We start from the raw sequence: 11,478 nt of genomic DNA, 5'->3' as shown, positions 1-11,478 counted from the left end.
CGCGTCCCAACGCCAAAGATTTCGGAGGAAGTTCATGTCGGCTCTGCCACTTTCGGGCATCAAAATTCTCGACCTGACGCGGGTGCTGGCGGGCCCGCTGTCGGCGCAGATGCTCGCCGATCTCGGTGCCGAGGTGATCAAGATCGAGCGTCCCGGCGGCGGCGACGATGCGCGAGCCTTCGGCCCGCCGTACCTCAGGGATCCCGAGGGCAAGAACAACAACAATAACTCGTTCTATCTCTGCGCCAACCGCAACAAGAAATCCGTCACCGTCAATATCGCGACGGCGGAAGGGCAGGATATCGTCCGCGAGCTCGCCAAGAGCTGCGACGTGATGATGGAGAATTACAAGGTCGGCGATCTCAAACGCTACAGGCTCGATTACGAATCGATCAAGGAGATCAATCCCGGCATCATCTATTGCTCGGTGACCGGTTTCGGCCAGACCGGACCGTACGCGCCGCGCGCGGGTTATGACGCGATCCTGCAGGCGATGGGCGGCTTGATGAGCGTCACCGGCCATATCGACGGCGAGCCCGGCGCCGGCCCGATGAAGGTCGGCCCCTCCATCGTCGACTACATGACCGGCATGAATGCCTCGATCGGCATTCTGGCCGCGCTTTATCACCGCAAGGCCAATGGTGGGGAGGGGCAGCATGTCGACGTCTGCCTGTTCGACACCGTGATCGCCGCGCTGTCGCACTACGCGCAGATCTTCCTCGTCAACGGCCAGACCCCGCCGCGGCGCGGCACCTGGGGCAATGGCGGCATGCCGGCCGGCGTCTTCCGCTGCACCGACGGCGAATTGATGCTGGTGGTCGGCAATGACGGCCAGTTCCAGCGCACCTGCGCCGTGCTCGGCGCGCCCGAACTCGCGAGCGATCCGCGCTTCGTCAAGAACAACGACCGCGTCGTCCACGGCAAGGAGATCATGGCGATCTTCGCCGGGCTGTTTTTGAAGAAGCCCGTTGCCTATTGGCTGGAAGAGCTGGAGAAGGCCGGCGTTCCCTCGGGTCCGATCAACGATTTCTCGCAGGTGTTTTCCGATCCGCATGTCCGCTCGCGCGGCATGCAGGTCAAGGTCAACCATCCGCTGCAGCCGGACCTGTCGCTGATCCGTAACGCGATCACGTTCTCCGGCACCCCGGTGAAGGACTATCGCGCCCCGCCGCTGCTGGGTGCGGACACGAAAGATGTGCTGGCGACGATCGGGTATGACGAAGCGAAGGTGGAAGCGCTGAAGGAGAAGAAGATCGTCTAGACCTGCCTCAACCGCGGCCCTGGCTCACTCAGCCAGTTCGCGCATGACCTTGATCAGGTCGGATTTGTCCTCGAAGCCGATGCCCGGCAGATCCGGCATGATGATGTGACCGTCCTCGACGCGAACGGAGTCCGGGAAGCCGCCGTAGGGCTGAAAGAGGTCCGGGTAGCTCTCATTGCCGCCCAGGCCGAGGCCTGCAGCAATGTTCAGCGACATCTGGTGCCCGCCATGGGGGATGCAGCGCGACGGCGACCAGCCATGCTGGGTCAGAACGTCGAGCGTCCGGAGATATTCGACAAGTCCGTACGACAAGGCGCAATCGAATTGCAGCCAATCCCGATCGGGCCGCATGCCGCCATAGCGGAGCAGGTTTCGCGCATCCTGGTGCGAGAAGAGATTCTCGCCCGTCGCCATCGGACCGGGATAGAATTCGGTGAGAGCGGCCTGAAGCGCGTAGTCCAGGGGATCGCCGGCCTCCTCGTACCAGAACAGCGGGTAGTCGCGCAGCATCTTCGCGTAGGCGATCGCAGTCTCAATGTCGAAACGTCCATTGGCATCGACGGCGAGCCGCGCTTTCGAACCGATTTCCTCCAACACGGCCTCGATCCGTCCACGATCTTCGTCGATCGGTGCTCCGCCGATCTTCATCTTCACGACGTTGTAGCCGCGGTTGAGATAGCCGCGCATTTCCGCCCGTAGCGCCGATTTATCCTTGCCCGGGTAGTAGTAGCCGCCCGCCGCATAAACGAAGACACGAGGATTGGCCTCGCGGCCCTTCTTTTCGGCGAGAAGGCGGAACAGCGGCTTGCCGGCGATCTTCGCGACCGCGTCCCAAACAGCCATGTCGAGCGTGCCGACGGCGACGGAACGCTCGCCGTGCCCTCCGGGCTTTTCATTGGACATCATCGCGGCCCAGATGCGATGCGGATCGAGATTGGTGCCTTCGTCGTCGAGAAGGCTGTTCGGATCGGCCTCGATGATACGATTGCGGAAGCGTTCCCGGATCAGGCCGCCTTGACCATAGCGGCCGTTCGAATTGAAGCCGTAGCCAACGACGCGGCGCCCATCGCGCATGACATCCGTCACCACCGCGACGAGGCTCGCCGTCATCTTCGAAAAGTCGATGTAGGCGTTCCGGATCGGAGAGGCGATCGGCTTGGTGATCTCGACGACATCGACAATACGCATGGCATTTCCCTCTGTATGGCTTTCAGATCTCCGAATGCCTTGTTGCTATGCCGGAAACGACTGTATGGGACGGCGTTCGCGTCGGCAGGCGGCCTGATATAGGGCTCAGCTATTTCCCGTCTTCTAAGGAGATTTTTAGAGCTGGATTTGGCGCAACGCCAATGCTATTCCCACAACTTGTTATGTTGGTTCGGCATCACCAATGGAGCTGATCTGGTTTGAGGACTATCTGGCGCTGGCGGAGACCCTGAACTTTTCCAGGGCGGCGCAACTACGCCACGTCACGCAGCCGGCCTTCAGCCGCAGGATTCGCGCGCTTGAGGGGTGGATCGGCGCAGACTTGTTTGCCAGAACGACGCATGGTGTGACGCTCACCCCGGCAGGAGAACATTTTCGCCACCAGGCGGAGGTCCTGACACGAGCCCTGCACCAACTGCGCCGTGATACCCTCGAAGTTTCCGGCCGAGGCGTCAGGCCCTTGTCGATCGCGGCGACCCACGCGCTTTCCTTCACGTTTTTCCCGAAATGGGTTCGCGGCAAGGAAAGAGTTCTCGCGCTGGGTAATCTCAGCTTGATCTCTGACAGCATGCAGGCGTGCGAGCAGATGATGCTGCGGGGGGATGCGCAGTTTCTGCTTTGTCACCACCACAAGGACGCGAGCAGCCGGATCGAGTCCGGCCAGTTCAAGAGCATCGTGGTCGGCGTCGACACTCTGGTTCCGCTCAGCGCGCCCACCGGAAACGGAGTTGCACGGTGGTGGCTTCATGGCGGCGAGCCGGTAAAATACCTTGCCTATAGCGCGCAATCAGGGTTGGGCCGGATCGTCGCAGCCCAATGGGGAGCGAAAGATCGCGCCTTTGCGCTTGAGACGGTCTTTACCTCGCACCTCGCCGCGACGCTGCTCTCGATGGCCCGCGCAGGAGATGGCGTGGCTTGGTTGCCTCGGACGTTGGCTGAAGAGGACATTTCGGCCGGGTTGCTGGTTGAAGCAGGCAGCCCCGAACTTGAGATACCAATCGAAATCCGGCTGTTTCGTCCGGTGGCACGTCAAAGCAAGGCGGTCGAAGCGATCTGGTCGGCCTTTGAACGGGGTTGATGTTCTTCAATTCACCGCGCTTCCCGCGTCACCAACCTCCCGGGCGTTTTCTTTATCTTTTCCTCGCCACCGGTCAGCGCGATCACATTCGGGGACGACGACGCGAAGCGCTGAAGGCGCAGAATTATCTGATCCGAAGACCGGCGCGGGTTTGAAAGCACGCGCCGGTTCTCATTCGGCGACACGACAGAGTATCCGCGGTCAGCGCAGGCCCTGTCGGTTGATCAGGATCCGATGGATCTGGATGAATTCGGGCAGCTCGATCAGAAACTCGGGATCGCGATCGAGATGATGAACCTTGGTCGGTTCGCCCTTGGTGAAGGCGGTCATCGATTCGAGATCGCTCCAATAGGAGATCGTCGTGAACCAGCTCTCCTGTTCGCGGTCTTCCCGGAATAGCTGGACGCCGAGCGCCGTCTTCTCCAGAGGCGGGATTCCTTCTGCTCGAATATACGATTCATAAGCGTCCGCGATTTCTGGCCGCGTGCGGCCGCGCCAGATGCGGGCAATCGTCGGCTCGGTCGGCATCAATTCCTCCGTTCTGTGTTCCTCGACCAGAGTGTCGATTTATGTTGAAGCACGTTGCGAAGCCTGACCCACAACGACATTGCTGGCCCGCGCGTTCCCTCGAAGATGCGAAGATGGAAAGCGCTGTTGTGATCAGGTTCGTGTCGAACGATCTCATCCTGTCTTTCGAAGCAGCATTGTCGCGCGTGCCACGCCACAGGATGATTGGAACCCAAGGGTCGCTCAATCGAGCACGACCATTCCCATAAATGGTCACGATTGGGTCAACGACTGATCACACTGGGCCAATAGCAGCAAATCAGAACGATCGCGAATGGTCCTTCAGCACATCGTCATCTGTCATCACCCTGCGAGGACATCGTCATGGCGCAGCCGAGTACCTATGAGCAGTATTTGCTTGAACTGATCAATGCCGAGCGTGCCAAGGTGGGCGCTCAGCCGCTTGCCTTCGATGGCGATCTCAACGAGGCCAGTGAAGATCATAGCCAATGGATGATCGGCACAGACACGTTCTCGCATACAGGCTCAGGCGGGTCGACCGCGGGTCAGCGCATGACGGCCGCGGGCTATACGTTCACCGGCTCCTGGAGTTGGGGTGAGAACATCGCGTGGGCAACGACCCGATCGCCCGCGGGGCTCCAGGACGAAGTGCTTCTGTTGCACACGAACCTGATGAATTCGTCCGGCCATCGGGCCAACATCCTCAATGACAATTATCGCGAAGTCGGACTTGGCTTCGAGACAGGTGATTACGGCGGCCGCGATAGCGCGTTCGTTACCGAAGATTTCGCGCGTTCCGGTTCGAGCGTGTTCCTCACCGGCGTGGCGTTCGACGACAAGGATGGCGACCGCTTCTACGATGTGGGCGAGGAGCTCGGAGGTCTGACGCTGACCGCCGTGAGCAGCACCGGCGCAACCTACACCACGACCACATACGGCTCCGGTGGCTATGATCTCGCGCTGCCGCCCGCCACCTACACGGTCACGTTCTCAGGGGCGGGCATTCAAACCACCACGATGCAGACGACGATCGGCAGCAAGAATGTCAAGCTCGACCTGATCGATCCCGCCACAAGCGGCGGCTCCCAGCCGCCGCCTTCCGAACCACCGCCACCCGCGTCGAACGTGATCGCCGGCACGGCATCAGGCGAGACCCTCAACGGTACGGCCAGCGCCGATACAATCCAGGGCTTCGGCGGTGACGACCGGCTCTATGGGCAAAGCGGCAATGACCGGCTCGAGGGCGGCACCGGGCGAGACTACCTGTACGGCAGCACGGGAGACGATACGCTGCTCGGCGGCGACGGAAGCGATCGTCTCTATGGCGGAGCCGGCCGCGATGTCCTGACTGGCGGCGCGAACCAGGACAGCTTCGTTTTCGACACGAGTCTCGGCGCTTCGAGCGTCGACAAGATCACGGACTTCTCGACCGTGGACGATACGATCCGGCTGGACAACGCGGTATTCACCGCGTTCGGATGGAACGGCACGATGTCCTCTTCGGCGTTCTATGTCGGCGCGGCCGCCCATGATTCGACCGACCGGATCATCTACAACAGCGACACCGGCGCGCTTAGCTACGATCCGGACGGAACAGGCTCGGCGGCCGCAGTCCAGTTCGCGGAGCTCTCGACCAAGCTGGCGCTCACCTCTCAGGATTTCCTGATCGTCTGATCCGGCGCCGCTCGTGATGCCCGCTTCGGCTTGATATCCTCGACGACCGGCGCCACCGACTGCGCGAATAGCTTCGCCACCGGACTGAGCGAACGATCCTTCAGCGCGATCAGGCCGATCGCCCCGCGCGTGGTCGGCAGCCGCACGTCGACAGCGGTCAATTGCGGGTGTTCATTCGGCGTCGTCAGCATCGCGCGCGGATGAATGCCGAGGAAATTACCATTGCCGACCAGCACGCTCAGCGAATAGGTGCACGCCGTGGTCACCGTCGCGCGCGGAAACTCCAGGCCTTGCTCCTCGAAAGCGCTGCGCATGATTCCCGTAAGAAAGCCCGTCGGCGGCGGCAACACCCACGGCTCGTGAACGAGATCGGCCAGGGAAACGTTGCGGCGCCGGGCCCATTTGCTGCGCTTGCTGCAGAGCACGACCAGTTCGTCTTGAAACAGCGTCTCGACGTTGAGATCGTCATTGCCGGCCATCGAGGCGAGCCGGCTGATGACGATCTCCACATCGCGCTGGCGCAATTGGCGGAGCAGCACCTCGGTCGGACCGACGGTCAGTTCGAACCGCATGCGCGGATAGCGCGGTACCAGGCGGTTGAACACGGCTGACGCAACTGCCGACATCGGCGGCGTGGTGCCGATGCGCAGCTCTCCGACCTCGGGGTCGGCGAGCGAGGCAATCTCACTGATGCCATGCCGCAATTCGTTGAACACGATGGCGCTGCGCTCAAGCAGCGCCCGTCCGTAGACCGTCGGCGTCACGCCCTGCGACGAACGATCGAGCAGCGGCGCGCCGACGGCGTGCTCCAGCTCAGAGATCGCGTAGGAGACGGCCGGCTGCGTGATCGAAAGATGCGCCGCAGCCTTGGCCATGCTGCCGGTTTCGGCCGCGGCCTGAAACACGTGAAGGTCGCGCAGCTTGATGCGCCGGTCGACGTTACGATCCATGGCGGATCTCCATCAATGGATTTTATCGCCTTATAAGGAGAAAGAGACTTCTTTTATGGATCGTCAGGGGAGAGGGTCAAGACAATTCAGGCATCTCCATTGGCGAAGGCATCCTATGCGCAAAATCCGAACGGTGTTGGCGGCTTCCCTCGGCCTCCTCATCAGCAGCCCCGCCGTTGCTCAAAGCGGCGAGGCCACGATCCGGATTGTCTTGCCGTATCCGGCCGGCGGCGTCGGCGACACCGCGGCACGGATGATCGCGGAGTCCATGCGCGCAAAGCTGAATCGAACCGTCATCGTCGAGAACAAGCCCGGGGCGGCCGGCCGCCTCGGCGTTCAGTCGGTCAAGGACGCTCCCTCCGATGGCAGCGTCTTGCTGTTCACGCCGATCGCCCCGATGGCGCTGTTTCCGCACGTCTATGACAATCTTGCCTACGATCCGGCGCGCGATTTCCAGCCGGTCTCGCAGGTCGGGACCTATGACCTTGCGATGGCGGTCGGCGCGAATGTCCCGGCTAAAAACCTCAAGGAACTGGTCGACTGGTTGAAGGCCCGTCCCGATCAGGCGGCCTATGGCACGCCGGCCGCGGGATCGTTGCCGCACTTCTTTGCGGTGCTGTTCGCCCGCCATGCCGGCCTCGAGCTCCGCCACGTCGTCTATAAAGGCAACCCGCAGCCCGTCTCCGATCTCATTGGCGGTCACCTGCCGATGTTCTTCACCTCGACGCAGGATCTCGTCGAAGCCCACAAGGGCGGGCGTGTTCGCGTGCTCGCAACGTCAGGCCGTGCGCGATCGGCGGCGCTGCCCGAGGTGCCGACGTTCACCGAAAGCGGCTACGGCATCCGCGGCGAGGGCTGGTACGGAGTCTATGCCCCGGTCAAGACGCCCGCCGAGGTGGTCGCGCAATTGAACGCGGCCGTGGTCGAAGCCGTGCACACAGAGGAATTCAGCAAGCGATTGATGCCGCTCGGCGTCCAGCCGACCGGTACGTCTGCCCAGGAATTCTCGAAAATTCAGAAATCGGATTCCGAGCTGTGGGAGCCGGTGATCAAGGCCTCCGGCTTCAAACCCGAGTAGGCGGTAGCTCCCGTCTAGGTGCTCTCCAAGCCTGTTCGCTCCCTGAACACCTGCGATTGCTGCCCTGCGAACCTTCGGCGATTTGCGCCAGACACCGAGGCCGACTGAACTGCCGGCCTCGATGTTACTCAATCAGCGTTTCTGCTGGGCATCGGCCACGGCGCCCAGCATCTGCGTGCCAACCGTTAGGTCACCAATCTTCTTTCCCATTTCTTTGCCGGCTTCGGTGGAGAAGCGATAGTGAAAGCCGGCATAAATGCGCGCGCTGGAAACCTCGTCGCTATAGTCCTGCAGCCGCGTCCACTTGCGTGTAGCGCCGGCAGCCGTCGGACTCGTCAGCGTGATCTCGCCGATTTCGTTGCCCACCACATGCTGCAGCACCGTCGAGATGGCGCTGGCGACGATGCAATGGGCGCAGGGATATTCCGGGTGCATCGGCGTCACGCCCAAAGGCTGCCAAGATGCCTCGCGCGGGGTCGCGGGATTGGACGTGAGGTCGGCGTTCCGGATGGCTGTCACAGGACGCCAGAGATTGTACGCATATTTCGCATCGAATACGGCGATGAAGGCATCAGCGCCGGCCATCGATGTCAGCGCATACAGGCGGGCGCAATCGACCAGGTCCATTTTCCTGTTCGAGGCGATCTGGCGGACAATCGCATTGTAGGTTCTAGGCCCCGTGAAGAACCAGAAACGGGCGATCGCCGTCTGCTCGGCCGAGCGCTTGGCGCTGGCATTGCTGCCGATCTCGCGGATTTCGTTCAAATCCCTGGTCCAGGTTTCGGATGTCAGCGCGGGAGGTGGGCCGGCGCGAAATTGCGACGCGGTACCCATCACGAAGGGCTTGATCTTCGAACTCTTGGACTCGATCGGTATCGTGGTCGGCACATACACGCCGGCTGTGGTGGCGGGCCGGTAATCTTCCGGTGTGTTGCTACCGTCATTGGCGCGCAAGGAGATGATCCCGGCGGCAGCCTTTTTGCCGAGTTCGACGCCCTTCGCTTTCGCCTCGTCCTCGGCCATCCCGGCGAGCGAGCCGGCAAGCGCAGCATCGAGATCGGCCTTCTTGTCGGGATGAAGCGCCAGCAGCACGTCATATGCCGCGGCAGCCGCTGCGGCTTCTCTTGACGCGGCGCGGTCCGCGGTGAGGCTAAGCTTGTAAGGAGCATAACGCTTGTCGATGGCGTTGACCGCCTCGAACATCGCAATGTGAAGCATCGCCTGTCCGCGGGCATTTGGGGCATTTGGCATCTGCTTTTCGACGGCGATCGCGTCGGCCTTGGCGTTCCAGTCCATGATGACGTCGCCGCGGGCGGCGGTGGCAAATAGTGCGACCGCGAGGGCGCTGCCGATCTGAATGGCCGGTAAGAACCCTGATGTTGGCTTCATTGGAATTTCTCCTTGCGTGTCGCCCTCGAAAGAGGGCTTGCCCAAAGGTCCCACATTCGGGAGCGTGGCAGCCGTGAAGAACCGGTGAAATTGTGATGAAATGCGCTAGATTGTCCGCGGACGCCGGATAGGCCGCGTATTGCAGAGATGTCGGAATTCAAGAGCTACCGATTTGGCCCGTTCCTGATCGACCGTCGATCGGCATGTTTGCGCCGCGAGGGCGTCAACGTGCCGCTGCGGCCGAAGTCGTTTGATGTGCTGGTGTATCTCACGCAGCATCCCGGCCGGCTCATTCCCAAGGCAGAACTGATCGAAAACGTCTGGCAGAACCTGAACGTCACGCCAAATTCGTTGGTTCAGTGCATCAAGGAGATCCGGCAGGCCTTGCAAGACGACGCTCAGGCGATCATCGAAACCGTTTCAAAGCGAGGTTATCTGTTTGCTTCGCCGGTAACGACCATCAACGGCGACGAACTTTCTCCGAGCGCAAGCGCCGCGACGATAGATGCCGATGAACACCACGCGCTGCCTTTGCCCGATCGTCCCTCCATTGCGGTGCTGCCGTTCGACAATATGAGCGGCGATCCGGACCAGTATTATTTCGCTGACGGCATATCCGAGGACTTGATCACGGGCCTGTCCCGCGTCCGCTGGCTGTTCGTCATCGCCCGCAATTCGACGTTTGTTTACAAGGGCCGCGCCGTCGACGTCAGGCAAGTCGCGAGCCAACTCGGCGTTCGCTATGTGCTCGAGGGCAGTGTGCGCCGCGCCGGCCAGCGGCTGCGTGTCAGCGCGCAGCTGATTGATGCGGTCACCGGCGGCCATCACTGGGCGGAGCAATATGACCGCGAACTGGGCGACATCTTTGCGATACAGGATGAGATCACGAGCAGCGTCGTTGCCTCGATCCAGCCGCGCCTGTTGGCAGCAGAGGGCGTTCGCGCGTTTTCGCGCTCGTCCGGCGATCTCGGCGCCTGGGAGTTGGTGGCGCGCGCACAAACGCATGTTTGGCGTTTGACCCGATCGGACAACGAAGCCGCCATCGAAGCACTCAATCGCGCCGCCGAGGCCTATCCGGATTATGCCCCGGCCCGAAGCCTGCTTGGCTTCTGCCTGGTGTTTGCCGCGCACAATGGTTGGATCGAGCGTGATCAGGGTTTGCAGGCTGCCCGTCCACACATCGTTCGGGCGATTGCGTTGGACGATTGCGATCCGTGGGCACAGATAGCGCTCGGCTATGGGTCAATGATGGAGCGGCGCACCGAGGAATCGATCGCGGCATTCCGGCGTGCCGTCAGCCTCAATCCAAGCTCGGCGGCCGCGCATTGTTATCTCAGTCATGGGCTGGCGTTCTCGGGGCAGTGTTGCGAAGCGATTGCTCACGGCAACGAAGCCATCCGGCTAAGTCCGTTGGATCCCGATACCGCGATGTTTCTCGGCGGCGTTACCGTGGCCAACTATCTCGCGGGCCGATATACGGAAGCCTTCGAAACCTCGGAGCAGTTGTTGCGGCTGCGCCCCGGATTCCACGGCGCCCAACGCCTGCGTTGTGCGAGCCTGGCCCAGATGGGGAGAGTAGAGGAGGCCAAACAATCTCTCGCCGCCGTGCGCCTCGATCAACCCCAACTCTCGATCGATTGGATCAAATCAAGCGTGCCCTATCAGACGCCGGAGCTGATGGAGCGCTTCCTGGAGGGAATGCGTAAAGCCGGGCTGACATAAGGTTGAGGCAGGGAGGGCGGGCATTCAGGTTGGAGGATTGCAAGGCTTGTGTTTTTTCCGTGCGCCCGATAGGCAAATCACTTCTGATTTTCAGAAATCGTGTCAAGCCCGGGAAGCAAAAATATTCCGCTTAACACGAGGGGCAAATCAGCCGCATAACTCCGCCCGTCTCACGGCAAGATGAGGGGCGCTCGCGATCGTCACGAACGTGCGGTGAGATGCGGTGGACGCTGAATGCGCGCTAGACGTACGCGCAGGAAGCGTACGGTGAAGTCGTGTGGTTCGGGCGCCGCGGTGCTGGCGTTAAGTCCGAGAGGGGCAAGCTTCTCACGGGCGACGGAGGCAAAAGAGCCGTTCTCCGGGAAGAGCACGAAGTAAGCCGTAAAGCCATTGCGCAGGGAAGGCCGGAGTGTTTCCGCTGGACCTGTATGCTCGTGTGCGTTTCCTTTTGCGCACTTTGCACACGAGACCGCGGGTGCGGCAAGCACCCGGTCTTCCCTGCGCCCTTGTGTCCAGAAAATTTGGCAGAATGTGCGAACGGGCGGTTGCGCACCAACCGCCCGTTGCTGGAACTGAGCCCGCTGCGCCCAAA

The 11,478-nt window shown here is 61.6% G+C and carries 10 protein-coding genes; 5 read left to right on the top strand and 5 right to left on the bottom strand.

The genetic code is table 11. The annotated features are described in order from the left end of the window. The first annotated feature begins 34 nt into the window (after positions 1 to 34). On the top strand, positions 35 to 1,261 hold the full coding sequence (locus IVA95_RS25725; protein ID WP_247513051.1) for a CaiB/BaiF CoA-transferase family protein: 1,227 nt from the start codon (positions 35 to 37) through the stop codon (positions 1,259 to 1,261). A 24-nt stretch (positions 1,262 to 1,285) separates the two neighbouring features. Here IVA95_RS25725 and IVA95_RS25720 read toward each other — a convergent pair whose 3' ends face one another. Beyond that, positions 1,286 to 2,449: a mandelate racemase/muconate lactonizing enzyme family protein gene (locus IVA95_RS25720; RefSeq protein ID WP_247513050.1), complete on the bottom strand. Its 1,164-nt coding sequence runs from the start codon at positions 2,447 to 2,449 to the stop codon at positions 1,286 to 1,288. 202 nt (positions 2,450 to 2,651) lie between these two features. On the opposite strand from IVA95_RS25720, the gene IVA95_RS25710 reads away from it, so the two are divergent. Continuing rightward, positions 2,652 to 3,545: a LysR family transcriptional regulator gene (locus IVA95_RS25710; protein WP_256470290.1), complete on the top strand. Its 894-nt coding sequence runs from the start codon at positions 2,652 to 2,654 to the stop codon at positions 3,543 to 3,545. A gap of 201 nt (positions 3,546 to 3,746) precedes the next feature. Here the strand turns inward: IVA95_RS25710 and IVA95_RS25705 are convergent, their stop codons facing one another. Next, positions 3,747 to 4,073 carry a hypothetical protein gene (locus IVA95_RS25705; RefSeq protein WP_213245575.1) on the bottom strand — a complete coding sequence of 109 codons (327 nt, stop codon included), beginning with the start codon at positions 4,071 to 4,073 and terminating at the stop codon, positions 3,747 to 3,749. A 363-nt stretch (positions 4,074 to 4,436) separates the two neighbouring features. On the opposite strand from IVA95_RS25705, the gene IVA95_RS25700 reads away from it, so the two are divergent. Next, entirely contained in the window at positions 4,437 to 5,747 is a 1,311-nt protein-coding gene (locus tag IVA95_RS25700) for a CAP domain-containing protein (RefSeq protein ID WP_247513049.1), read from the top strand. Here IVA95_RS25700 and IVA95_RS25695 read toward each other — a convergent pair. Beyond that, positions 5,726 to 6,697 carry a LysR family transcriptional regulator gene (locus IVA95_RS25695; protein WP_247513048.1) on the bottom strand — a complete coding sequence of 324 codons (972 nt, stop codon included), beginning with the start codon at positions 6,695 to 6,697 and terminating at the stop codon, positions 5,726 to 5,728. The two genes, IVA95_RS25700 and IVA95_RS25695, sit on opposite strands and share 22 nt — an antisense overlap. Before the next feature lie 115 nt (positions 6,698 to 6,812). Between IVA95_RS25695 and IVA95_RS25690 the strand changes: the two genes are divergently transcribed. After that, the gene (locus IVA95_RS25690) at positions 6,813 to 7,775 is read left to right on the top strand and encodes a Bug family tripartite tricarboxylate transporter substrate binding protein (protein ID WP_247513047.1); all 963 of its coding nucleotides are present in this window, start codon (positions 6,813 to 6,815) and stop codon (positions 7,773 to 7,775) included. A gap of 132 nt (positions 7,776 to 7,907) precedes the next feature. Here the strand turns inward: IVA95_RS25690 and IVA95_RS25685 are convergent, their stop codons facing one another. Then, positions 7,908 to 9,164 (bottom strand): vanadium-dependent haloperoxidase, encoded by a 1,257-nt coding sequence (locus tag IVA95_RS25685; protein ID WP_247513046.1) that lies wholly within the window; start codon positions 9,162 to 9,164, stop codon positions 7,908 to 7,910. A gap of 147 nt (positions 9,165 to 9,311) precedes the next feature. Here IVA95_RS25685 and IVA95_RS25680 point away from each other — a divergent pair, with 147 nt between their 5' ends. Then, positions 9,312 to 10,886, top strand: coding sequence for a winged helix-turn-helix domain-containing protein (locus tag IVA95_RS25680; RefSeq protein WP_247513045.1), 1,575 nt, complete (start codon positions 9,312 to 9,314; stop codon positions 10,884 to 10,886). 200 nt (positions 10,887 to 11,086) lie between these two features. Here IVA95_RS25680 and IVA95_RS25675 read toward each other — a convergent pair. Then, positions 11,087 to 11,478 (bottom strand): hypothetical protein (locus tag IVA95_RS25675; protein WP_247513044.1); only part of this gene is annotated, 392 nt, incomplete at its 5' end.

The sequence above is a fragment of the Bradyrhizobium sp. 157 genome, from assembly GCF_023073815.1.
Lineage (GTDB): Bacteria > Pseudomonadota > Alphaproteobacteria > Rhizobiales > Xanthobacteraceae > Bradyrhizobium.
Note: the sequence above shows the minus strand (reverse complement) of the source record. Positions and strands in the feature narration are given on the sequence as shown.

What these genes read in the sequence shown, in the direction of transcription:
- IVA95_RS25695 (WP_247513048.1), bottom strand. Translation starts at nt 6,697, where the DNA reads ATGGATCGTAACGTCGACCGGCGCATCAAGCTGCGCGACCTTCACGTG.
- IVA95_RS25690 (WP_247513047.1), top strand. Translation starts at nt 6,813, where the DNA reads ATGCGCAAAATCCGAACGGTGTTGGCGGCTTCCCTCGGCCTCCTCATC.
- IVA95_RS25700 (WP_247513049.1), top strand. Translation starts at nt 4,437, where the DNA reads ATGGCGCAGCCGAGTACCTATGAGCAGTATTTGCTTGAACTGATCAAT.
- IVA95_RS25710 (WP_256470290.1), top strand. Translation starts at nt 2,652, where the DNA reads ATGGAGCTGATCTGGTTTGAGGACTATCTGGCGCTGGCGGAGACCCTG.
- IVA95_RS25685 (WP_247513046.1), bottom strand. Translation starts at nt 9,164, where the DNA reads ATGAAGCCAACATCAGGGTTCTTACCGGCCATTCAGATCGGCAGCGCC.
- IVA95_RS25680 (WP_247513045.1), top strand. Translation starts at nt 9,312, where the DNA reads ATGTCGGAATTCAAGAGCTACCGATTTGGCCCGTTCCTGATCGACCGT.
- IVA95_RS25725 (WP_247513051.1), top strand. Translation starts at nt 35, where the DNA reads ATGTCGGCTCTGCCACTTTCGGGCATCAAAATTCTCGACCTGACGCGG.
- IVA95_RS25705 (WP_213245575.1), bottom strand. Translation starts at nt 4,073, where the DNA reads ATGCCGACCGAGCCGACGATTGCCCGCATCTGGCGCGGCCGCACGCGG.
- IVA95_RS25720 (WP_247513050.1), bottom strand. Translation starts at nt 2,449, where the DNA reads ATGCGTATTGTCGATGTCGTCGAGATCACCAAGCCGATCGCCTCTCCG.